This window comes from Mesorhizobium sp. P2_E10 (assembly GCF_056404235.1).
This window is the reverse complement of the sequence record NZ_JBFUEK010000001.1, coordinates 821,763-844,743: the sequence shown is the minus strand read 5'-3', so window position 1 is coordinate 844,743 and position 22,981 is coordinate 821,763. Positions and strand designations below refer to the sequence as shown.

General features: G+C 63.1%; 22 protein-coding genes. 6 read left to right on the top strand and 16 right to left on the bottom strand.

Going from position 1 to position 22,981, the window contains the following annotated elements; translation table 11 throughout:
• Window positions 1-3: 3 nt before the first annotated feature.
• Window positions 4-1,005, bottom strand: coding sequence for a 2-hydroxyacid dehydrogenase (locus AC1D0N_RS04115; RefSeq protein WP_477241639.1), 1,002 nt, complete (start codon window positions 1,003-1,005; stop codon window positions 4-6).
• A 157-nt stretch (window positions 1,006-1,162) separates the two neighbouring features.
• On the opposite strand from AC1D0N_RS04115, the gene AC1D0N_RS04110 reads away from it, so the two are divergent.
• Window positions 1,163-1,720, top strand: a complete 558-nt coding sequence (locus tag AC1D0N_RS04110; RefSeq protein WP_477241637.1) for an SH3 domain-containing protein — start codon at window positions 1,163-1,165, stop codon at window positions 1,718-1,720.
• Here the strand turns inward: AC1D0N_RS04110 and AC1D0N_RS04105 are convergent, their stop codons facing one another.
• Complete coding sequence (locus tag AC1D0N_RS04105; protein ID WP_477241635.1) at window positions 1,721-2,092, bottom strand: DUF4260 domain-containing protein; 372 nt, start codon at window positions 2,090-2,092, stop codon at window positions 1,721-1,723.
• A gap of 10 nt (window positions 2,093-2,102) precedes the next feature.
• Complete coding sequence (gene irrA, locus AC1D0N_RS04100) at window positions 2,103-2,534, bottom strand: iron response transcriptional regulator IrrA (RefSeq protein ID WP_006337949.1); 432 nt, start codon at window positions 2,532-2,534, stop codon at window positions 2,103-2,105.
• 243 nt (window positions 2,535-2,777) lie between these two features.
• On the opposite strand from irrA, the gene fabA reads away from it, so the two are divergent.
• The 4 genes from fabA (at window position 2,778) to AC1D0N_RS04080 (ending at window position 7,034) form a co-directional block, all read left to right on the top strand.
• Window positions 2,778-3,296 carry a 3-hydroxyacyl-[acyl-carrier-protein] dehydratase FabA gene (gene fabA, locus AC1D0N_RS04095; RefSeq protein ID WP_477241632.1) on the top strand — a complete coding sequence of 173 codons (519 nt, stop codon included), beginning with the start codon at window positions 2,778-2,780 and terminating at the stop codon, window positions 3,294-3,296.
• A gap of 31 nt (window positions 3,297-3,327) precedes the next feature.
• Complete coding sequence (fabB, locus tag AC1D0N_RS04090) at window positions 3,328-4,548, top strand: beta-ketoacyl-ACP synthase I (RefSeq protein WP_477241630.1); 1,221 nt, start codon at window positions 3,328-3,330, stop codon at window positions 4,546-4,548.
• Window positions 4,549-4,579: 31 nt separating this feature from the next.
• Window positions 4,580-5,392 (top strand): enoyl-ACP reductase FabI, encoded by an 813-nt coding sequence (gene fabI / locus AC1D0N_RS04085; protein ID WP_477241628.1) that lies wholly within the window; start codon window positions 4,580-4,582, stop codon window positions 5,390-5,392.
• A 91-nt stretch (window positions 5,393-5,483) separates the two neighbouring features.
• Complete coding sequence (locus AC1D0N_RS04080; RefSeq protein ID WP_477241626.1) at window positions 5,484-7,034, top strand: putative bifunctional diguanylate cyclase/phosphodiesterase; 1,551 nt, start codon at window positions 5,484-5,486, stop codon at window positions 7,032-7,034.
• A gap of 21 nt (window positions 7,035-7,055) precedes the next feature.
• Here the strand turns inward: AC1D0N_RS04080 and AC1D0N_RS04075 are convergent, their stop codons facing one another.
• From AC1D0N_RS04075 to rimP, 10 genes are all read right to left on the bottom strand, one after another.
• Entirely contained in the window at window positions 7,056-8,069 is a 1,014-nt protein-coding gene (locus AC1D0N_RS04075; protein ID WP_477241624.1) for a class I SAM-dependent methyltransferase, read from the bottom strand.
• Window positions 8,070-8,146: 77 nt separating this feature from the next.
• Window positions 8,147-10,294: a polyribonucleotide nucleotidyltransferase gene (gene pnp, locus AC1D0N_RS04070; protein ID WP_477241622.1), complete on the bottom strand. Its 2,148-nt coding sequence runs from the start codon at window positions 10,292-10,294 to the stop codon at window positions 8,147-8,149.
• Between the two features lie 278 nt (window positions 10,295-10,572).
• Complete coding sequence (gene rpsO / locus AC1D0N_RS04065; RefSeq protein ID WP_269470859.1) at window positions 10,573-10,884, bottom strand: 30S ribosomal protein S15; 312 nt, start codon at window positions 10,882-10,884, stop codon at window positions 10,573-10,575.
• Window positions 10,885-11,036: 152 nt separating this feature from the next.
• Window positions 11,037-12,131, bottom strand: coding sequence for a magnesium/cobalt transporter CorA (corA, locus tag AC1D0N_RS04060; protein ID WP_477241620.1), 1,095 nt, complete (start codon window positions 12,129-12,131; stop codon window positions 11,037-11,039).
• Window positions 12,132-12,174: 43 nt separating this feature from the next.
• Window positions 12,175-13,152 (bottom strand): tRNA pseudouridine(55) synthase TruB, encoded by a 978-nt coding sequence (gene truB, locus AC1D0N_RS04055; protein WP_477241618.1) that lies wholly within the window; start codon window positions 13,150-13,152, stop codon window positions 12,175-12,177.
• Window positions 13,152-13,595 carry a 30S ribosome-binding factor RbfA gene (rbfA, locus tag AC1D0N_RS04050; protein ID WP_477241616.1) on the bottom strand — a complete coding sequence of 148 codons (444 nt, stop codon included), beginning with the start codon at window positions 13,593-13,595 and terminating at the stop codon, window positions 13,152-13,154. Before rbfA ends, truB begins: the two co-directional genes overlap by 1 nt.
• Window positions 13,596-13,705: 110 nt before the next feature.
• Window positions 13,706-16,276: a translation initiation factor IF-2 gene (infB, locus tag AC1D0N_RS04045; RefSeq protein WP_477241614.1), complete on the bottom strand. Its 2,571-nt coding sequence runs from the start codon at window positions 16,274-16,276 to the stop codon at window positions 13,706-13,708.
• Window positions 16,273-16,923: an RNA-binding protein gene (locus AC1D0N_RS04040; protein WP_477241612.1), complete on the bottom strand. Its 651-nt coding sequence runs from the start codon at window positions 16,921-16,923 to the stop codon at window positions 16,273-16,275. The genes infB and AC1D0N_RS04040 overlap by 4 nt, the downstream gene beginning before the upstream one ends.
• A gap of 38 nt (window positions 16,924-16,961) precedes the next feature.
• Entirely contained in the window at window positions 16,962-18,557 is a 1,596-nt protein-coding gene (gene nusA / locus AC1D0N_RS04035) for a transcription termination factor NusA (protein ID WP_477241610.1), read from the bottom strand.
• A 49-nt stretch (window positions 18,558-18,606) separates the two neighbouring features.
• Window positions 18,607-19,251, bottom strand: coding sequence for a ribosome maturation factor RimP (rimP, locus tag AC1D0N_RS04030; RefSeq protein WP_477241608.1), 645 nt, complete (start codon window positions 19,249-19,251; stop codon window positions 18,607-18,609).
• A 286-nt stretch (window positions 19,252-19,537) separates the two neighbouring features.
• Between rimP and AC1D0N_RS04025 the strand changes: the two genes are divergently transcribed.
• The gene (locus AC1D0N_RS04025) at window positions 19,538-19,702 is read left to right on the top strand and encodes a hypothetical protein (protein ID WP_477241606.1); all 165 of its coding nucleotides are present in this window, start codon (window positions 19,538-19,540) and stop codon (window positions 19,700-19,702) included.
• Between the two features lie 5 nt (window positions 19,703-19,707).
• Here the strand turns inward: AC1D0N_RS04025 and AC1D0N_RS04020 are convergent, their stop codons facing one another.
• The 3 genes from AC1D0N_RS04020 to AC1D0N_RS04010 are packed head-to-tail and all read right to left on the bottom strand — an operon-like array spanning window position 19,708 to window position 22,718.
• Complete coding sequence (locus AC1D0N_RS04020; RefSeq protein WP_477241604.1) at window positions 19,708-21,264, bottom strand: tripartite tricarboxylate transporter permease; 1,557 nt, start codon at window positions 21,262-21,264, stop codon at window positions 19,708-19,710.
• A gap of 27 nt (window positions 21,265-21,291) precedes the next feature.
• Window positions 21,292-21,777: a tripartite tricarboxylate transporter TctB family protein gene (locus AC1D0N_RS04015; RefSeq protein ID WP_477241602.1), complete on the bottom strand. Its 486-nt coding sequence runs from the start codon at window positions 21,775-21,777 to the stop codon at window positions 21,292-21,294.
• Window positions 21,774-22,718 carry a Bug family tripartite tricarboxylate transporter substrate binding protein gene (locus AC1D0N_RS04010; RefSeq protein WP_477241600.1) on the bottom strand — a complete coding sequence of 315 codons (945 nt, stop codon included), beginning with the start codon at window positions 22,716-22,718 and terminating at the stop codon, window positions 21,774-21,776. Before AC1D0N_RS04010 ends, AC1D0N_RS04015 begins: the two co-directional genes overlap by 4 nt.
• Between the last annotated feature and the right edge of the window lie 263 nt (window positions 22,719-22,981).

Here is a 22,981-nt window from a genome sequence, read left to right as displayed (position 1 = left end):
CGATCAGGTCCGCAGTGGCAGCACGCGGTCGGGCGGGCGGTGACCGTCGAAGAAGGCGCGGATGTTGATGATGACCTTCTCGCCCATGTCGATGCGGCCTTCGAGCGTTGCCGAGCCCATATGCGGCAGCAGCACCACCTTGTTCTTGGCGGCGAGCTTCAGCAATTTGCCGTTCAGCGCTGGCTCGTGCTCGTAGACGTCGAGGCCGGCGCCGGCGATCTTGCCGTCCTGGATCAGCTTGACCAGCGATTCCTCGTCGATGATGTCGCCGCGCGCCGTGTTGACGATGTAAGCCGTGGGTTGCATGAGCGCCAGCCGCCGCGCCGAAAGCAGGTGAAACGTCGCCGGCGTCGACGGGCAGTTGACCGAGATGATGTCCATGCGGGCCAACATCTGGTCGAGACTTTCCCAATAGGTCGCTTCGAGCCCCTCTTCGACCGCCGGCAGCACGCGATGGCGGTTGTGATAGTGGATTGAAAGACCGAAGGCCTTGGCCCGCCGGGCGACGGCGGTGCCGATGCGGCCCATGCCGACGATGCCGAGCCGTTTGCCCCAGATCCGCCGGCCGAGCATCCAGGTCGGCGACCAGCCGGCCCATTTCTTGTCGCCGGTCAAGACATTGGCGCCTTCCGCCAGCCGCCGCGGCAGCGCCAGCATCAGCGCCATCGTCATGTCGGCGGTATCTTCGGTCAGCACGTTCGGCGTGTTGGTGACGGTGATGCCCCTTTTCGCCGCTGCCTCGACGTCGATCTTGTCGACGCCATTGCCGAAATTGGCGATCAGCTTGAGGTTCTCGCCAGCCTGCGCGATCAGCGCCGCGTCGATATGGTCGGTGATGGTCGGCACCAGAACGTCAGCTTCCTTGACCGCCGCAACCAGTTCCGGCTGCGTCATCGGCCTGTCCTCGACATTCAGCCTTGCGTCGAACAATTCGCGCATGCGGGTCTCGACCGGATCGGGCAGCTTGCGCGTGATGACGACGAGAGGCCGTTTTTTGCCTGCCATTGTTTCCTCGAACCCGATCTCGTTGAGACCTCTTTAACCAAGACAGGCGAAACTGGAAGCCGGTCGCGGTGCCAGTGACTCATGTAACAAGCGGTGCCGCCGAAGACAAAGAAAAAGGGGCGCCGTTACCGACAGGCAGGCGCCGAAAGGAATGAAAGTGTCTGGTTTCGCGTCGCTTCGCCTGGCTCTCAGCGCAGCAATTCTCGGCGCTGTCCTTTATTCCCCCGTGGTGGCGGCGCAGAGCGCGGCTGCCCCCGCGCAAACGATCACATTAGGGCCGAGCGGCCTGCCGCTGCCACGGTTCGTCAGCCTGAAATCGGGCCGCGTCAACTCGCGCGTCGGCCCCGGCGCCAACTATTCCGTCGACTGGATGTACATGAAGGCCGGCCTGCCGATGGAAATCATCCAGGAATTCGATACCTGGCGGCGCGTGCGCGACGCCGACGGCTCGGAAGGCTGGATCAACCAGTCGCTACTTTCAGGCCGCCGCACGGCCATCGTCGCACCCTGGCAGCGCAGCAAGGGCGGCCGAATCAACCTTCTCGACGACCCGCAAAAGGACGCCAGCGTCATCGCCATCATCGAGCCGGGGGTCATGGGCACGATCAAGACCTGCGATGGCCAATGGTGCGAAATGACCTTCGACGGCCATACCGGCTGGTTGCCGCAGTCGGTCGTCTGGGGCGCCTATCCGGGCGAGCACGTCAAGAACTGATCAAGAGCCTTCTTGGCGTCCAATGCGACCGAGATGGGTATCCTGGAAGCCGCTCGACAGCTTGAGGCCGTAGCCCAGAGCGCGATCGATGGCGATATGAGCGGTCCAGATCAGCGCGATCGCCGTCACCAGCACGTTGCCGAATAGGTTTCCGGCGACCGCCAACAACACCGGCACAATCAAGATGTGCAAGGCGTTGTAGGCGATGGCGCCGACGCGGGGTCCGGCGAGATAGCCCAGCATCGACACGTCCGGCGCCAGAATGAGCACGGCAAACAGCCACCAGGAAAAACCTGCCATGGCATAAAACGCCAGAGCAGCCACCGCGATAGCGGCCCATTCCAGCCGGACTGCCAAATCCACGAATTTCATGAAGGGCCGATCAATCGCAGCGCTTGGGGCGCAGCCTCACCACGATATCGACATTGGCGATCTCCATGCCTTCCGGGGGCTCCGGCAGGTTGGAAACCGTGACAGGACCGCTGGCGATATCGAAGATCCTGTTTTCACCTTCGATGTAGAAATGGTGGTGATCGGAGGTGTTGGTGTCGAAATACGTCTTCGAGCCTTCGACGGCCAGGATGCGCAGAAGACCGGCCTGGGTGAACTGGTGCAGGGCATTGTAGACGGTGGCCAGCGACACCGGAACGCCGGCGGCGATCGCCTCCTCATGCAATTCCTCGGCCGAAAGATGGCGGTCGCCCTTGGCAAAAAGCAGATCGGCCAGCGCGATGCGCTGGCGTGTCGGCCTCAACCCGGCTTCGCGAACCCGCTTGTCCACAGCGACATTTTCCTTCCGGCAGCCCAGATCCATCCGTCCGTCCAAGCTCACAGTTCTGCCCCAACACACGCCCAGAGTGGCAAAAAAACGTCATCGGCCGAAACTGGATGCCTCCCGACATATATTCTGTCGGCTGAATACGATCAATAGCGCGCATTGACCCGGACAGACGGGCGGGTTAAGCGCAAACGCCGGTTTCCGGCCTGAAACAGATTGTGTTAGGAAACCAACGACAAGGGCGCCCTACCGCCCGGGACGATTACGGGGACGAGATTGATGGCGGGTACGAAATCCAGCTACGGTTATGAAGAATTGCTGGCCTGCGCCCGCGGCGAGCTGTTCGGGGCTGGCAATGCCCAGCTGCCCTACCCGCCAATGCTGATGTTCGACCGCATCACCGAGATCAGCGAGACCGGCGGCGCCTTCGATAAGGGCTTCATCCGCGCTGAATTCGACATCAAGCCTGACCTCTGGTTCTTCGCCTGCCATTTCATCGGCAATCCGATCATGCCAGGCTGCCTGGGCCTCGATGCGATGTGGCAGTTGACGGGATTCTATCTCGGCTGGCTCGGCGAGCAGGGCAAGGGCATGGCGCTGTCGACCGGTGAGGTCAAGTTCAGGGGCATGGTCACACCGTCGGTCAAGAAGGTGGAATACGGCATCGACTTCAAGCGCGTGATGCGCGGGCGGCTGGTGCTTGGCATTGCCGATGGCTGGCTGAAAGCCGATGGCGAGCCCATATACGCGGCAACGGATCTCAAAGTGGGTCTGTCAAAGCAATCGGCGGTCGCCTGATCGTCACCGGACACTCTGGAAGGAGCAGCCCATGAGACGGGTCGTAGTCACAGGCCTCGGCATCGTGTCGTCGATCGGCAACAACGCCAACGAGGTGCAGGCCTCGCTGCATGATGCCAAATCCGGCATCAGCTTCTCCGATTCCTTCGCCGAACACGGCTTCCGCTGCCAGGTCTGGGGAGCGCCGACGCTCGACCCGTCGGCCATGATCGACCGGCGCGCCATGCGCTTCCTGAGCCAAGGTGCGGCCTGGAACCATGTCGCCATGGACCAGGCGATCGCCGATGCCGGCCTCGGCGAGGCTGACATCACCAATGAGCGCACCGGCATCGTCATGGGCTCGGGCGGACCGTCCACGCGCACCATCGTCGAGGCCGCCGAGACGACGCTCAAGAACGGCAGTCCGAAGCGCATCGGTCCGTTCGCGGTGCCGAAGGCGATGTCGTCGACGGCTTCGGCGACGCTCGCCACCTGGTTCAAGATCCACGGCGTCAACTATTCGATCTCCTCGGCCTGCTCGACCTCGGCGCATTGCATCGGCAATGGGTACGAGCTGATCCAGTGGGGCAAGCAGGACATGGTCTTTGCCGGCGGCCACGAGGACCTCGACTGGACGATGTCGGACCTGTTCGACGCCATGGGCGCCATGTCGTCCAAGTTCAACGACAAGGCATCGACCGCCTCGCGCGCGTATGACGTCAATCGCGACGGCTTCGTCATTGCCGGTGGCGCCGGCGTGCTGGTTCTGGAAGAGCTCGAGCATGCCAAGGCGCGCGGTGCCAAGATCTACGCCGAAATCGTCGGCTACGGCGCCACCTCGGACGGCTACGACATGGTGGCGCCATCGGGCGAAGGTGCTATCCGCTGCATGCGGCAGGCCCTGGCGACCGTCTCGTCGCCGGTCGATTACATCAACACCCACGGCACCTCGACACCGGTCGGCGATTCCAAGGAAATGGGCGCCATCCGCGAAGTGTTCGGCGACAAGATGCCCCATATCACCTCGACGAAATCGCTGACCGGCCACTCGCTGGGTGCGGCCGGCGTGCAGGAATCGATCTATTCGATCCTGATGATGCAAGGCGGCTTCATCGGCGAAAGCGCCCATATCGAAAACCTCGATCCGGAATTCGAGGGCATGCCGATCGTGCGCAAACGCATCGATAACGCCAAGATCGACACCGTTTTGTCCAATTCGTTCGGTTTCGGCGGCACCAACGCAACGCTCGTTTTCCAGCGCTATTCCGCATAAGGCCAGCGCTTTTGTATAAGGATTGCCGGCCATGGACGGACTGATGAAGGGCAAGCGCGGGCTTGTCATGGGTATCGCCAACGATCATTCGATCGCCTGGGGCATCGCCAAGAAGCTGTCCGAACATGGGGCGGAACTCGCCTTTACCTATCAGGGCGATGCCTTCGGGCGCCGGGTCAAGCCACTCGCCGAGAAGATTGGCGCGGCACTTGTCGTGCCTTGCGATGTCGAGGACAGTGCGTCGGTCGCTGCCACCTTCGAGACCCTGGGCAAGGAATGGGGCGGGCTCGACTTCGTCGTCCATGCCATCGGCTTTTCCGACAAGAACGAGCTGAAGGGCCTCTACGCCGACACCAGCCGTGACAATTTCGTCCGCACCATGGTCATCTCCTGCTACTCCTTCACCGAAGTCGCCCGCCATGCCGCCGCGTTGATGAAGGATGGTGGTTCGATGATCACGTTGACCTATGCCGGCTCCGTCCGCGTCATGCCGAACTACAATGTCATGGGCGTCGCCAAGGCCGGGCTCGAGGCCAGCGTGCGCTATCTCGCCAACGACTATGGTCCGCGCGGCATCAGGGTGAACGGCATATCGGCGGGACCGGTGCGCACGCTTGCCGGCGCCGGGATTTCCGACGCACGCCACATGTTTTCCTACCAGCAGCGCAATTCGCCGCTGCGCCGTACGGTGACCATCGACGAGGTCGGTGGTTCCGCGCTCTATCTCCTGTCCGACCTGTCGTCGGGTGTCACCGGCGAAATCCACTACGTCGATTCCGGCTACCACATCGTTTCCATGCCGACGCTGGACGAGCTGAAGCAGACGGATGGCGGCAAGGACTAACCCTCTGATACGTCCGGTAAAATTAAATGCATCGGCGGAAACTCATTTTAAGGAGATGTCCGCTAGGGTCCCGCAACCTGGGGACCCTGTAATGCCTTCCGTCAGCAACCCGAAGCGAACACCGGTATTCCGGCTGCTCACCGTGGCCAGCGCGGGCTTGGGCAGTTTCGTTCTCGGTCTCTGGGGCCTGAAACTCGGTTTCGGCGACGACCTTATCGGCATGCAGGCTGGAACGATGGCCGGCATCACCGCCGCGCTTTGCGCACTCGCCGCGGCGGGAGCTGCCTTGTCCTTCTTTGCCGGCGTCGATGAATCGGCGGAGTACGTCTTCAAGGAAACCCATTTCGACAAGCTGACCGGGCTTCTGGCTCGTCCGGCAATGGTCAGCAAGATTGCCGAAGCGGCATCGGCGACGATCAGGACCGGCGAGCCGGTGTTTCTCATCGACATCGACATCGACCGCTTCAAGCAGATCAACGACGCCATCGGCTACAGCCACGGCGACGAGTTGATCAGGGCCTTCACCAGGCGGCTGAAGGCTTGCATGCCCGAGGGCACGTTGATGGGGCGCATTGGCGCCGGCGAATTTGCCATACTCCTGACGGAGCGGGAGATCCAAGGGTCGATGGAAAGCCTCGCCGAGAAGCTTATCGACGAGATGATGCAGCCCTACGATCTCAATTCCCACCTGCAATCGGTGGCCCTGTCGGTGGGCATCGTGGCGATGCCCAAGGACGGCGTCGATCCCGTCCTCATTCTGCGCCGTTCCAATCTGGCGCTGCAGAATGCACGCGCCGGCGGGGTGGGCAACTGGTCGATCTTCCATGCCGACATGGGTCGTGTCGCCGATTATCGTCAGTGGATCGAATCCGAACTGCACACCGCGTTCGAGCGCGGCGATTTCGACCTCCACTACCAGCCGCAGCTCGACCTGCCGAGCGGCCGCATCATCGGCTATGAGGCACTCATCCGCTGGAAGCATCCGGAACGCGGCATGATCCCGCCGATGGAATTCATTCCGATCGCCGAGGAGACCGGCATGATCGGTCCCATCGGCGAATGGGTGCTGCGCAAAGCCTGCAGCGATGCCCGCCACCTGCCTGAGGACTGTTTCGTCGCCGTCAACATTTCGCCGGTCCAGTTCATGACCAAGGACTTCGTCGGCATCGTTCGCGAGACAATGGCGAGCACCGGCATCAAGCCGTCACGGCTGGAGCTGGAAGTCACCGAGACGGCGATGATGCAGGATCGCGACCGCGCCGCCATCATCCTGAAGCAGCTTGCCGACATGGGCATCTCGGTGGCCGTCGACGATTTCGGCACCGGCTATTCCAATCTGAGCTATCTCATCGATTTCGCGTTCGGCAAGCTGAAGATCGACCGCTCCTTCGTCAGCCGCATCGACACCGATTCCAGCTCGGGTGCTGTGGTCTCGACCATCGTCGGGCTGTCACGCGCCCTGGGCGTCAGCATCATCGCCGAAGGCGTCGAGACGGAAAACCAGGCGGCGCTGCTCAGGGCCGCCGGCTGCGAAGTGGTGCAAGGCTATCTGTTCGGCCGGCCCGCACCGCTCAAGATGAGGCCCGGCGAAATCCGCACGGTCGTCAGCGTTCGCGCACCGCGTGTCGCCAGCCTGCACTGAGCGGGCAGCACCGCGCTTGTTTCAGCGACGGGCCACGAAAACCTTGAACATGCCGTCGCGGGCGATCTCGGCATGGCTGGAAAAGGCCGCGGCCAGCACCGGCTCGTAGGGAAGCTGGCGGTTCGCCACCATGAACAGCCGCCCACCCGGCTTCAGCGCCTTGCTTGCTGCGCGGATCATGCCGGCGCCGATCTCCGGCTCGGTCGCGCGGCTGCGGTGGAAGGGCGGGTTCATGACGATCGCATCGTAGCGCTGCTCGACGGCTTCGCTGAGCAGATCGATCCAGATGAAGCGCGGCTCGACGGCGCCTTTGCCAACATTGCCTTTCGCCGCTTCGAGCGAGTCGAAGTCCGCCTCGTAGAGGTCGAGCCCGGTTACGCCGGGCGAGCGTGCTGAAACCTCGGCCGCGACATAGCCCCAGCCGGCGCAGAAATCGGCAACGGTGCCGCGCAGGTCCTTGGGCAGATGTTCCACCAGCAGCTTCGAGCCGAGATCGACGCGATCGAAGGAGAACATGCCCGGCGCGGTGTGGAAGCTGCCGTCAACCAGCAAGGCGGGATTGGCGGCGCGTAGTTTCTCAGCAGCGTCGATATCCGCCGGACGGCGAAACCAGAAAGCAATGCCGTGATATTTCGGCAGATGGTCCTCAAGCGGCACAAGCTCGCCGATGCGCTTGCGCAGGCTGGCAATGCCCTCATCCTTGCCGCCGGCGACGACGATCAATCCGCCTGGCGCCACACGCTGCAGCGCTTCGGCGATGCGCAGTTCGTTGCGACCGCGATGGCGACCGGCAAGCACAAGCGCTGCATCAAAGCCGTTGTCATGCGCTTGCGGGGTCACGGAAAAACCCGACGCCTGCAGCGCACGTAAATACGGCCGGAAGCCCTGCACCAGATGGAGCGCTGCCTCGAAGCCCACGGGCAGGCGAAAACCCGGTTCCGCGCCCAGAAACAGCACACGCTCGCCCTTGCGCGGCAGAGGAAGGACCTCGGCCTCGAAGGGGTGGAACAAGGTCTTCAGCGGCTCGGTGGACATTCGATCTCGCTCTTACCGTGAAAATGAAAACGGGCGCGACATCCGTCGCGCCCGTTTCGATAACTTTGTCAGACCGTTCAGGCGGCGTGTTCTTCGCCTTCGGTCTTCTTGTCGCGCGCGAGTTCCTTGCCGGTGGCCTGGTCGACGACCTTCATCGACAGGCGGACCTTGCCGCGCTCGTCGAAGCCCATCAGCTTGACCCAGACCTTGTCGCCTTCCTTGACCACGTCCGAGGTCTTGGCGACCCGGTCGTTGGCAAGCTGCGAGATGTGGACGAGGCCGTCACGCGGACCGAAGAAATTGACGAAAGCGCCGAAGTCGGCGGTCTTGACGACCGTGCCTTCGTAGATTTCGCCGACTTCGGGCTCGGCGACGATGGTATGGATCCACTTCTTCGCCGCCTCGATCTCCTTGGCATTCGACGAAGCGATCTTGACCGTGCCGTCGTCCTCGATGTTGATCTTGGCGCCGGTCTTTTCGACGATCTCGCGGATGACCTTGCCGCCCGAACCGATCACGTCGCGGATCTTGTCGGTCGGGATGTGCATGACCTCGATGCGCGGTGCGAACTCGCCGAGTTCGGGGCGGGCGCCGGTCAGAGCATGCGCCATCTCGCCGAGGATATGCTGGCGGCCATCCTTGGCCTGATCCAGCGCGATCTTCATGATCTCCTCGGTGATGCCCTCGATCTTGATGTCCATCTGCAGCGAGGTGATGCCGTTGGCGGTGCCGGCGACCTTGAAGTCCATGTCGCCGAGGTGATCTTCGTCACCCAGGATGTCGGAGAGAACCGCGAAGCGCTCGCCTTCCTTGATCAGGCCCATGGCGATACCGGCGACGGGCTTTGCCAGCGGCACGCCGGCATCCATCAGCGCCAGCGAGGTGCCGCAGACAGTGGCCATCGACGACGAGCCGTTGGACTCGGTGATCTCCGAGACGACGCGCAGCGTGTAGGGGAACTGGTCAGCGGAGGGCAGCATCGGACGGATGGCGCGCCAGGCGAGCTTGCCGTGGCCGATTTCGCGGCGGCCCGGCGAACCCATGCGGCCGGTCTCACCGACGGAGTAGGGAGGGAAGTTGTAGTGAAGGAGGAACTTCTCCTTGTACATGCCGGTCAGCGAGTCGACATACTGCTCGTCCTCGCCGGTGCCGAGCGTGGCAACCACCAGCGCCTGGGTTTCGCCGCGGGTAAACAGCGCCGAACCGTGGGTGCGCGGCAGGACGCCGACTTCGGAGACGATCTTGCGGACCGTCTTGAGGTCACGGCCGTCGATGCGCGAGCCGGTGTCGAGGATGTTCCAGCGCACGACCTTGGCCTGCAGTTCCTTGAACACCGAACCGATCTGCTCGGACGTGTACTTGGCGTCTTCGCCTTCGGCCGGGGCGAACGCTGCCTTGACCTTCGCCTTGACGGCGTCGACGGCGGCGTAGCGCTTCTGCTTGTCGACGTTCTTGTAGGCATTGCTGAGCTCGTCGCCGACGATCTTCAGCATCTCGGCTTCAAGCGCGGAATAATCCGGCGCCGTGAAATCGCGCGGCTCCTTGGCGGCAACTTCGGCCAGCTTGATGATGGCGTCTATGACCGGCTGGAAGCCCTTGTGGCCGAACATGACGGCGCCGAGCATCAGCTCTTCGCCAAGTTCCTTGGCTTCGGACTCGACCATCAGCACGGCGTCGGCGGTGCCGGCGACGACCAGGTCGAGCTTGGATTCCTGCATCTCGTCGACATGCGGGTTGAGCACATATTCGCCGTTGATGTAACCGACGCGGGCGCCGCCAACCGGACCCATGAAGGGAACGCCCGAGAGCGTCAGGGCGGCCGAGGTGGCGACGATCGACAGGATGTCCGGATCGTTCTCGAGGTCATGCTGGACGACGGTGACGACGATCTGTGTGTCGTTCTTGTAGCCGGCGGCGAAGAGCGGGCGGATCGGACGATCGATCAGGCGGGAAACCAGCGTTTCCTTCTCGCTCGGACGGCCCTCGCGCTTGAAATAGCCACCCGGGATCTTGCCGGCGGCGTAGGTCTTTTCCTGGTAATTGACGGTCAGCGGGAAGAAGTCGAGGCCTGGCTTCGGCTCCTTCATCGAGACGACGGTGGCGAGAACCTTGGTTTCGCCGTAGGTGGCGAGCACGGCGCCGTCAGCCTGGCGCGCGATCTTGCCGGTTTCGAGAATGAGCGGACGGCCGCCCCATTCGATTTCCACTTTGTGGTGATTGAACATGTCTTGTCCTTACTATGCGGAAAGGGCCGCGCCGTTTCACGGTGCGCGGATGCCCTTTCCCTGGCTTCCTTTCTCGGGCAGCCACGGGCAAGACAACGGGAAGCTCGGGAATTTCAGCGCGATGAGCGCGCGAGCGTCCTGCAATCCTGCCCCATGACCGTCCATGGGCGGTTTCGAGTGGCCCTCTGCACGCTCGAAACCGGGTCTGGCCAATCGATGCGACTGGCCGAATGCGCGACCGGCGGGCTCTCCTTAAGGAAAGCCCGCCGGTCAATTCGTCAACGGCGCAGACCGAGCTTCTCGATCAGCGTCTGATAGCGCGCGTCATCCTTGCGCTTGAGATAATCAAGCAGGCTGCGGCGCTGGGAGACGAGAGCGAGCAGACCACGGCGGGAATGGTTATCCTTCTTGTGGTCCTTGAAGTGGTCGGTCAGGTTCTTGATGCGCTCGGAAAGGATGGCCACCTGGACTTCCGGAGACCCGGTATCGCCCTTGGCGGTTGCGAATTCACCCATCAATTCCTGTTTGCGCTCGGCAGTAATCGACATCGTGTTTTTCCTTATCTGTTTGAGGAAACGGGTCGCCCTCAGCCGGGATGTCGTCCAGCAGGGGCCGGTGCAAGCAAAGCGTCAGTGCGCTAAGCTGCGGCGCATATAGGGCAATTCCCCGGAAAACACCAGCCCAATTCACGAAGCCGGCTTGTCGCAGCCTTTTGCAGCAAAAGCAGAGATTTTCGCTTTGGCTAAAGCCACTTCTTCCATCTGAAGAAGGCGATGAGCCCTATCGCCACCACCAGCATGAAGACGAGAGCTGTCGGATACCCATAGTAGGCCTTCAACTCGGGCATGTTCCATGGCGAGGTATCCGGGTCGAAGTTCATGCCCCAAACGCCGACGAGGAAGGTCAGCGGCATGAAAATCACCGAGACGATGGTCAGATAGGAGATGACGTCGTTGGTGCGTGCCTGGCTCAGCGACAGATGCATCTCGATCAGCCCGGTCAGCATGTCGCGCTGGTTTTCCACCAGTTCGATCAGCCGGAGCGAATGATCGAGCGTGTCGTTGAGGAAGATCTTGGTCTCGGCCTTCACAAAGGGCACGTCGTTGCGGATCATCGTCGCCAGCGCATCGCGCATCGGCCAAAGGACGCCCTTCAGCACGTTGGCATCGCGCCGCAACTCGTGCAGCTGCCGCATCTGGTGCTTGTGCGGCGTGTGCAGCATCTGGTCCTCGATGCTGTCGACCAGTTCGCCGGCCGTCTCGATCGGCGGGAAATAGCTGTCGACGATGGCATCGATCAGCGCATAAGCGAGATAGTCGGCGCCGCGCGCCCGCAGCCGGTTGGGCATCGAGCTTTCGATGCGCTTGCGCACCGGGTCGAACGGGTCGCCTTCGCGCTCCTGGAAGGTGACGACGAAATTCTTGCCGAAGAAGACGGCGATCTGTTCGTAGCGGTGCGCGGTGACATCGTCGATCATCCTGACGACGACGAAGGCATGGTCCTCGAAAAAATCCACCTTCGGCCGCTGGCCGGTGTTGACGACGTCTTCCAGCGCCAGCGGATGTAGGCTGAAAATGCGGCCGATCTCTTCGATCAGCTGGATGTTGGCGAGACCGGTGCAGTCGAGCCAGATGACCGGCCATTGGTCGCAATTGGCGGTGACGTCGTCGATGCTGGCATCTTCGATCGTCTTGAACTTGTCGGGCGAGATCAGCGTCAGCCGCAGTTCGGAGCGCCGTGCCGCGGGATCGGCGATCAGCGTGCCCGGCGAGGCGCCGACCGGCGGTCGCCGCGTTGTCACCGGCGCCCGCTTCTTCATCGTCCCAGTCTTTGCCATATGCCCCTCAAGCGCAAATCGAACCGAAACTAGATGAGAACCCTCACCCGGCAAAGACCCGCTTCGGCTTGAACATGCCCTGTTCGATGGCGCCGATGGCGACCAGCTTGCCGCGCGCGGTGGCGCATGCTTCCTCGGCTTCCACCGGCGCGTCGCGGCCACGGATGATGACCGGATTGCCGAGGCGGATTTTTGTCGCGGCGTCGTCGCTGATGGCGATCTGCGGTAGGCAGTCGAGTGCCGCCGATGTATCGACCAGCAGCGCGTCGATGGCGCTGAAGTCGACCGGCACATCCACGGCGTCGGCAGCGTCCGCTTCTTCCGGCTTCTCGTCACGCTGCTCGCCGAAACGGGCGGCTTCCAGTTCGGCGATGGTGACGAAGTCTTCCTGCGTGAACGGCTCGACTTCGATCCGGCGCAGTTCCGAAATGTGGCCGAAACAGCCGAGGTCGCGGCCCATGTCACGCGCCAGCGAGCGCACATAGGTGCCCTTGCCGCATTCGACCTCGAAAATACTGTGGTCGGCACTGTGCTCGACAAGGTCGAGGCGGCCGATCTCGACCTCGCGCTCGGGAATGTCGACCGTCTGGCCCTCGCGGGCGAGGTCATAGGCGCGTTCGCCTGCGATCTTGATGGCCGAGAATTGCGGCGGCGTCTGCATGATGACGCCGGTGTATTTCGGCATCACCGCCAGCACATCGGCTTCCGCCGGACGCCGGTCGGAACTCTGGGTCACCGGGCCTTCGAGATCGTCAGTCGAGCGCTCATCGCCCCAGGCGACCGTAAAGCGGTAGATCTTGGCGCCGTCCTGGACGTAGGGCACGGTCTTGGTGGCCTCGCCAAGCGCTATCGGCAGCATGCCGGACGCCAGCGGATCGAGCGTGCCGGCATGGCCGGCCTTTTCCGCCTGGAACAGCCACTTGATCTTGGAGACGGCTTCGGTCGAGCCCATGCCGACGGGCTTGTCGAGCACCAGCCAGCCGGAAATCGGCCGGCCCTTCTTCTTGCCGCGACGCCCCACTATTCGCTGTCCTTCTTGTCGTCTTTATCCTGGTCGTTGTCTTTGTCGCTATCAACGGGGCCGAGATCGCGCGCGACTTCGGGCGACTTCAGCAAATCGTTGATCCTGGCGAAATTGTCGAACGACGTGTCGAGCTTGAAGCGGAACTCCGGCATGAACTTCATCTGCCGCAGCGCGCCGGAAACGCGGCCGCGCACGAATTTCGCATGCTTGTTGAGCGCGTCGATCACCGCACCGGTGTCCTTGGCGCCGAGCGGCGAAACGAAAGCCGTGGCGACCTTCAGGTCGGGCGACATGCGCACTTCCGAGACCGAAACCACGGTGTTCTCGATCAGCGGATCGATGATCTCGCCGCGCTGCAAGGTTTCGGACAGCGCATGGCGCACCTGTTCGGCGACGCGCAGCATGCGCTGGGATGGACTTGATGTGGTTGGACGGGGCATTTTTCTCAATCCTGAAAGCGTGGGGCGCGGGATGGGACCGTGCCGCATGTCTCAAATGTGTTGGGCGGCGGCCTTTCGACCACCGCCCGGTCTCAACAGGGCACTCGAACTCAGAGCGTCCGGGTTACCATCTCGACGCGGAAGCACTCGATGACGTCGCCGACGCGCATGTCCTCGTAGTTCTGGAAGGCCATGCCGCATTCCTGGCCACCCGGAACTTCCGAGACTTCGTCCTTGAAGCGCTTCAGGGTCTTCAGCGTGCCTTCGTGGATGACGACGTTGTCGCGGATCAGACGGACGCCCGCACCACGCTCGACCTTGCCTTCGGTGACACGGCAGCCGGCGATCTTGCCGACCTTGGTGATGTCGAAGATTTCGAGGATCTCGGCATTGCCGATGAAGGTCTCGCGACGCTCCGGCGACAGCAGGCCGGAAAGAGCAGCCTTCACGTCATCGACGAGATTGTAGATGATCGAGTAGTAGCGGATCTCGATGCCAGCTGCCGCGGCAGCCGCACGCGCCTGCACATTGGCGCGGACGTTGAAGCCGATGATCGCGGCGCCAGAGGTTTCCGCCAGCGACACGTCGCTTTCGGTGATGCCGCCGGCACCCGCATGAACGATGCGGGCGCGCACCTCGTCGGTGCCGAGCTTGTCGAGCGCGGCATTGATCGCCTCGATCGAGCCCTGCACGTCGCCCTTGATGACCAGCGGGAATTCCTTCAGCCCGCTCGTCTGCAACTGCGACATCATCTGTTCGAGCGAGCCGCGCTGGCCGGCATGCTTGGCCACTGCCTTCTCGCGCGCCAGGCGCTGACGATATTCGGTGATCTCGCGAGCGCGGGCCTCGTTGTTGACCACGGCGAAACGGTCGCCGGCCTGCGGCGTGCCTTGCAGGCCAAGCACCTCGACCGGCATTGCCGGCGGAGCTTCCTTGATCTGCCCGCCACGGTCGTTGACCAGCGCGCGCACCCGGCCCCATTCGTTGCCGGCGACGAGGATATCGCCCGGCATCAGGGTGCCGGTCTGCACCAGCACGGTGGCGACGGGACCACGGCCCTTGTCGAGCTGGGCTTCGATGACGACACCTTCGGCGGTGCGGTCCGGATTGGCCTTCAGGTCGAGGATTTCGGCCTGCAGCAGGATCGCTTCGAGCAGCTTGTCGATGTTGGTGCCCTTGGTCGCCGAGACTTCGACGTCCAGCACTTCACCGCCCATCGATTCGACGAACACCTCATGGCGCAGCAGCTCCGAGCGGACCTTCTGCGGATCGGCGTCGTGCTTGTCGATCTTGTTGATGGCCACGATGATCGGAACGCCGGCCGCCTTGGCATGGCTGATCGATTCGATCGTCTGCGGCATGACGCTGTCGTCGGCCGCCACCACAAGGATGGCGATGTCGGTGGCCTGAGCGCCACGGGCGCGCATTGCCGTGAAGGCGGCGTGGCCGGGCGTGTCGATGAAGGTGATCTTGTGACCGTTCTTCTCGACCTGATAGGCGCCGATATGCTGCGTGATGCCGCCGGCTTCGCCGGAGACGACATTGGCATTGCGGATGGCATCGAGCAGCGAGGTCTTGCCGTGATCGACATGGCCCATGATCGTCACCACCGGCGGACGCGACTCGAGATCCTCCGCGTTGTCGGCGATGTTGAACAGGCCTTCCTCGATGTCGGACTCGGCAACGCGGCGGACCGTATGGCCGAATTCCGTAGCAACCAGTTCGGCCGTATCGGCGTCGATGACGTCGCCCGGCTTCAGGATCTGGCCCTGCTTCATGAAGAACTTGACCACATCGACCGCGCGCTCGGACATGCGCTGCGCCAGTTCCTGGATGGTGATGGTTTCGGGCAGGATCACTTCGCGCATAACTTTCTCGCGCGGCTCATTATGCAGCGCGCGCTTGAACTTCTCTTGACGGCGGCGCATCGACGACAGCGAGCGGGCGCGCGCATCCTCGTCGGAAAGCGCAGTGTTGAGCGTCAGTTTGCCGCGACGGCGGTCTTCCTCGCCCTTGGTGGGCTTGGCCGGGCGCGCCACTTCGGGCGTAACCGGACGGCGCACCGGGGCGCCGGCGCCGGTGCGCTTCGGCTTGACGTCTTCTTCATCGTCGACGGTCGCCAGTTCGGCGGCAAGCGGCGCGCGGCGGCGTGCCTCTTCCTCGGCGCGACGGCGGGACTCGGCCTCGGTCTGCAACCGGGCTTCTTCCTCGGCCTGGCGGCGCGCGGATTCCTCACGCTCGCGCTTGCGGCGCTCTTCATCCTCGTTGCGGCGCTTGGCCTCGTCGATGGCGCGCTGGCGATCCTCGACGTCGCGGACCTTGGAGCCTTCGAGCGCCTTGCGGCGGGCTTCCATTTCATTGCGCGACAATTCGTTCAGCACCATGCCGCCGCGTTCAGCCGGCGGTGGAGGCGGTGGCGCCTTGGGCGCTTCCTGCACAACGGGCGCTGCCGCCACTGGCGGCTTCGGCGTGAACACGGACGCAGGGGCTGCGACCGGCTCTGGCTTGTCGCCAGGCATCGAGAACTTGCGCTTCTTGGTCTCGACCAGGACCTGTTTGGTGCGGCCATGCGAGAAATTCTGGCGCACAATGCCCTGCTCCGTACCGGGGCGCTTCAGCGTCAAGGTCTTCTTCGGCGTAACACTCAACGTCTTGTCGTCGCCCGATTTCGTATCGCTCATTCCATATCCTCTGCGGCATCATCTTCGTCAGCAACGGCCGCAAGCATTGCCAGATCGTCCGGGGTACCGCCCCGATATCGGTCGAGCGCAACCATGCGCTTCTGGACCGCCTTGCCCGCGTCTCCCGCGAGAACGGCAGCATGTATCACATTTGTACCCCCCAATGCCAAGCTCAACTCGGCCTCGGAGAAAAGTTTGTAGGCAAGGATGGCAGGCCCGCCGAGATGGACGGTGGCCCGTCTCGCCTGGCTGATCTTGCGCACGCCATCGTCCGACGCTTCGGCGGCATGGAGCACGAAAAGCGCCAGCCCGCCGCGCACCGCGCTCTCGACCTTGGTGGCGCCGAGGGAAATTGCGCCTGCCTTGCGGGCGAGGCCGAGCATGCCCAAAGCAGCTTTGGAAAGCAGTCCTTCGACCATGCCGCCGAGATCGGGTGGCACGGTCACTTGCGCTTTGAAGGCACGGGCAAACAGGTTCTTCGCCGCCGCCTTGTCGATATGTAGGCGGTCGGCGGTCACCCAGCAACCACGGCCGGGCAGGTTTCTCTTGATATCCGGAACGACGGCCGAATCCGGGCCGACGACGAAACGGATCAGATCATCCGGTTCGGCCTGCTTGCGGGTGACGATGCAGGTGCGATCGTTCATCTCGTCCTGGGGCGGGTTCGGTGCGATGCGGTTTCACCTCACGCACCAACGGCTTCGTCAGCCGGGACTTCTTCGGCTGCAAGCTCGTCTTCGGTGATCCAGCCGGCCTTGAGGCGGGCAGCCAGAACCATCTGCTCGGCGTCGGCGCGCGACACGCCGTGATTGGCGAGCACGCCGGGGAATACCTTGGTCTCGCCGTCCTTGCGTTCCTTCCAACCGGTCAGGTCGTCGGCGGCATAGCCGGCGAAATCCTCGATCGTCTTCACGCCGTCCTCGCCGAGCGTCACCATCATGGCGGTGGTGACACCGGGGATTTCGCGCAATTCGTCGGTCACGCCCAGCGCCTTGCGCTTGTCGTCGTGCTCGGCCTCGATCTTCTCCAGATACTCGCGGGCGCGGGTCTGGATTTCCGAGGCGGTGTCTTCGTCGAAGCCGTCGATGGAGGCGATTTCGCCGGCGTCGACATAGGCGACTTCCTCGACGCTGGTGAAGCCTTCCGAAGCCAGCACCTGGCCGACCATCTCGTCGACATCGAGGGCTTCCATGAACAGCGACGAACGTTCGACGAATTCCTTCTGGCGGCGCTCGGATTCCTCAGCCTCGGTCAGGATGTCGATGTCCCAGCCGGTCAGCTGCGAAGCCAGCCGAACGTTCTGGCCGCGACGGCCGATGGCCAGCGACAGCTGGTCGTCCGGCACTACGACTTCGATGCGCTCCGCATCCTCGTCGAGCACCACCTTGGCGACTTCGGCCGGCTGCAGCGCGTTGACGATGAAGGAAGCGGCCGAGGGCGACCACGGAATGATGTCGATCTTCTCGCCCTGCAGCTCGCCGACGACCGCCTGAACGCGGCTGCCGCGCATGCCGACGCAGGCGCCGACCGGATCGATGGAACTGTCACGCGAGATGACGGCGATCTTGGCGCGCGAGCCCGGGTCGCGGGCAACCGACTTGATCTCGATGATGCCGTCGTAGATTTCCGGCACTTCCATGGTGAACAGCTTGGCCATGAACTGCGGATGGGTGCGCGACAGGAAGATCTGCGGGCCGCGCTGTTCGCGGCGGACGTCGTAGACATAGGCGCGGACGCGATCGCCATATTTGTAGTTTTCGCGCGGAATCAGCTCGTCGCGGCGGATGATCGCCTCGCCACGGCCGAGATCGACGATGACGTTGCCGTATTCGACACGCTTGACGGTGCCGTTGACGATCTCGCCGATGCGATCCTTGTATTCATCATACTGACGGTCACGCTCAGCTTCGCGCACCTTCTGCACGATGACCTGTTTGGCCGACTGGGCGGCGATGCGGCCGAAATCCATCGGCGGCAGCTGTTCGGCGATGAAATCGCCGAGTTGCGCGTCGGGATTGCGCTCGCGGGCCGAGGAAATAGCGATCTGCGTCGCGTAGTCATCGACCTTCTCGACCACTTCCATCAGCCGCTGCAGCTTCATCTCGCCGGTGTTCGGGTTGATGTCGGCGCGGATGTTGGTTTCCTGGCCGTAGCGCGAGCGCGCCGCCTTCTGGATCGCATCGGCCATGGCGGCGATGACGATCGACTTGTCGATCGACTTTTCACGCGCGACCGCGTCGGCGATCTGCAGCAGTTCAAGTCTGTTGGCGCTTACAACCATCTTTTTTCTCCCGAGCTTGGTTGCCGAGCCTTTAGGCCCGGCCGCTCAATCATAGTTCCTGTTCGATTTCGTCTTCCGCGCCGTCTTCAGCACCCTCTGGCGCGTCGTCCGGTTCGCCGCGGCGTTTCTTGGCTTCCTTGCGCGCCCGGTTGTCCTTCGACAGCGCGTCACGGATGAGGTCGTCGGTGAGGATCAGCCGTGTCTCGGCGATCGCGTCATAAGGAATGCGCACCGTCGGCTCCTCGCCATAGGCGGCCTTGTCGCGCGCGATCACAACATCGTCTTCGCCGGCCTCAGTGATCTTGCCCTTGAAGCGCTTGCGGTCGGCGACGAGGATCGACGTTTCCAGCTTCACTAGGTGACCGGTCCAGGTGACGAAATCCGACTTGCGCACCAGCGGCCGGTCGATGCCCGGCGACGACACTTCGAGATGATAGGCCTTCTCGATCGGGTCATCGACATCGAGTGCCGGCGACACCGCGCGGCTGACCTCTTCGCAATCCTCGACGGTCATGGTGCCGTCCTCGCGTTCGGCCATGATCTGCAGCGTGAGCCCGTTCTGGCCCGACAGATGCACCTTGACGAGGCGGAAGCCGATGCCGCGCAGGACCGGCTGTACGATCAGCGCGATGCGCGCATCGATACCGCTTTCGCGGATGATGCGGTCGTCGCCTTCGCTTGCCGTTGCAGTCATTCGATCCCTGTCGTTCGATTGGTGGCTGACCGGCAGGTAATAAAAAAGAGCGGGACCGGGTGGACCCACTCTTCGTCATACCGACCAAGAATTTGACGTTGATATAAACGAAGGTGGCTCGCCTTTCAAGTGCCGTGGCAGGCAGCGCCCGCCCAAGCGGATTCCATCGACCGTTGCAGCAGACGCATGGCAAGCATGCATCTGCACCCCTAACCGACTGTCTTTGCGGCACCTACCTGCGTCTAGCCGGACGATTTCCACAATGTGCGGCAGTAAGGATGAAAAGATGAGTACCCATAAGCCGTTTGGCGCCATTGGCGAACTGGTGCGCCTGTTTGGCAGCGCCATTGCTGTGTCGGCCGCTGTTGAGCGCGGTCGCCGCCCCAACAATCGGGACCTGGTGACGCTGAGCATCGAGCCCCGCGATTTCCACCGCATCCGGCGCTTTTAAGCCTGTCAGTCCTCGCTGGCGCCAAGCTGCGCCAGCACCTTGCCGCGGCCTCGGGCCCGCAGATAGAGCGGCAGCAGCACGGCGGTCGCCGCAAGCAGCAACAGCACCACCGCAATCGGAGATCCGACTAGGATCGACACATCGCCCTGGCTGATGGCCAGGGCGCGGCGTAACTGCTGCTCGGCCATCGGCCCCAGGATCAGCCCCACCACGACAGGCGCGATCGGATAGCCGAAGCGACGCAAACCGTAGCCGAGCAGACCGAAAGCCAAAAGCATGCCCAGCTCGAAGGAAACGGGCAAGGTGAACAGGCCGAGCACGTTGACCTGCAACACCGCTGCGTTGGCGCCAATCGTTCCGAGCGTCGCAAACAGCAGGATGCCGGCGTAGAGCCAAGGCGTCGGTATGGTCAAAAGCTTGATCCAGACACCGATCAGCGGCAGGTTGAGCACCAGGAGCATGAAATTGGCCACGAGCAGGCTGGCGATCAGACCCCAGACAAGCTGAGGGTTTGTGGCGAAAAGCAGCGGACCGGGCTGCAATCCGAACTGCTGGAAGCCGGCCAGCATGATCGCGGCCGTGGCCGTGGTCGGCAGGCCGAGCGTCAGCAATGGCACCAGCGTGCCGGCGGCCGAAGCGTTGTTGGCCGCTTCCGGGCCGGCAACGCCCTCGATCGCGCCGTGGCCGAATTCTTCCGGTTTTTCCGCCAGCTGCCTTTCCACCGAATAGGACAGGAACGTGCCGATCTCGGCGCCGCCGGCCGGCATCGCGCCGATCGGGAAGCCGATGGCGGTGCCGCGCAGCCACGGCTTCCAGGAACGGCGCCAGTCCTCGCGGGTCATCCACACCGAACCCTTGACCGCCTGGATGGTCGAACTGCTGCTCTTGCTGGCAGCAACGCTCAACGCTTCGCCGATGGCAAACAGCGCCACCGCAAGCGTGGTCACCTCAATGCCGTCAAGCAAATCGGGAATGCCGAAGGCGAGGCGCGCCTGCCCGGTCTGCAGGTCAATGCCGATCAGGCCGAGCGCCAGGCCGATAAACAGCGCGGTGAGACCGCGCAGCGTCGAATCGCCGAAAGCAGCTGAAACGGTCATGAAGGCGAGGATCATCAGCGCGAAATATTCGGCCGGACCGAAGGACAACGCCATCTTGACGATGGTTGGCGCGATGAAGGCGAGGCCGATGGTGGCAATCAGGCCGGCGACGAAGGAGCCAATGGCCGCCGTCGCAAGGGCCGGTCCGCCGCGCCCGGCGCGTGCCATCTTGTTGCCTTCCAGCGCGGTCACGATCGAGGCACTTTCGCCCGGCGTATTGAGCAGGATCGACGTCGTCGAGCCGCCATACATGCCGCCATAATAGATACCGGCAAACATGATCAGCGACCCCGCCGGGTCCAGCTTGTAGGTAACCGGCAAAAGCAGCGCCACGGTGAGCGCGGGGCCGATGCCGGGAAGAACGCCGACAGCGGTGCCGAGCGTGACGCCGATGAGCGCATAAAGCATGTTCATCGGCTGGAGCGCCGTCAACAACCCGTTAGCCAGCAGACCGAACGTATCCATCTAGGGCCGAACTCCCATGAAAATCGCTCAGAACAGCCGTTCGAGCGGGCCGGCCGGCAGCGAAAGCTGCAGCCCCTTGGCGAAGATGATCCAGATGACGAACGACAGCACGATGCCGATGGGGACCGTCTGCCACAACGGGCCGCGCCCGAATGCACGTGCGGTGGCGGCAAAGAGCAGGCCTGTGGCAATCCCGAAACCCGCCACTTTCAGCAACAGCATCTGGGCCACGAGACCGCCGACGATCCACAGGATCGGGCTGATTTCCTGATGCTCGCGTTCGGGAAAATCACCGCGAACGGCCTCGAAAGCCGTCCAGATCGACAGACCGAAAAACACCGCGGCAATGAAATAGGGGAATGTTGTCGGGCCAACACGGGCATAATTGGCGCCGGCACCTTGGCTGGCGGTGCTCCAGGCAATCACCACAGCCACCACGCCCAGGATAGCGGCAATGACAAGCGCCGCCCGATCCGGGCGGCGCTTCGCTTCATTTTGGTCAGTCTGGCTCATTTCACCAGACCGATATCTTTCAGGATCACCGCCGTGGCTTCGGTGTCCTTCTTGAGCTGTGCGGCGAAATCGTCACCGGCGAGATAGGTGTTGGCCCAGCCTTTGTCGGCGAGGATCTTCTTCCACGAAGCCGATTGCACCATCTTGTCGACGTCAGCCAGCACGGCGGCTTTCTGGTCGGCGGAGAGGCCGGGAGCGGCCGCAACCATGCGCCAGTTCTGGATGGAAACATCGACGCCGCTTTCCTTGAGGGTCGGCGCATCGATGGTTTCGACCTTGGCATCGCTGGTGATGCCGATGATGCGCAGCTGTCCGGCCTTGATCTGCGAGTCGAATTCGCCGTAGCCGGAAATGCCGACGGTCACCTGACCGCCAAGAATGGCGGCAAGCGCTTCACCGCCGCCGGAGAAGGCGATGTAGTTGATCTTGGTGGGATCGACGCCAACGGCCTTGGCAATCAGCCCGGCAGCAATATGGTCGGTGCCACCGGCCGAACCGCCACCCCAGGAAACCGCACCCGGATCGGCCTTGAGCTTGGCAACAAGCCCAGCCATATCCTTGATGTCGGAGGCGGTTGGAACGACGATCGCTTCATATTCGCCGGTCAGGCGGGCGATCGGGGTGATCTGGTCGAGCGTCACCGGCGAAGCGTTGGTGAGGATCGCGCCGACCATGACATAGCCGCCGACGATAAGCTGGGTCGGATCGCCATTGGCCTGATTGACGAATTGCGCGAGGCCGATGGTGCCGCCGGCGCCCGGGACGTTGTTGACCTGGACGCTGCCCGAGATCTTTTCGTCCTGGAGCGCGGTCTGCATCGAACGCGCCGTCTGGTCCCAGCCGCCGCCAGGGGCTGCAGGAGCCATGATCTTGTAGTCGGCCGCTGCGGCCGGCAGGGCGAGTGCGCCCGCGATGATGGATGCCAACACGAATTGCTTCATTGCCGTTCCTCCCTTGCGACCCGCATGCGCGGGGCAAATGCCTGTTCAGTTTCGAAGCCCGCGTCAGGCTGCGTCTCGAAATAACTGGGGAAGGAACCGGCCCGGCTCAGGGCCGGCCGATATGGGCAGCGTTTCCAAACCACTCGCGCAGCGCCGGTTGCCGCCGTCGGGTGGTCTTTGCGGAAACGTGTTCGAAGTCCTCCCGAACTTTCCGAGCCTCGCCGCCTCCACGGATGGGCCAAAACCTACCTAGCGCAGCAACC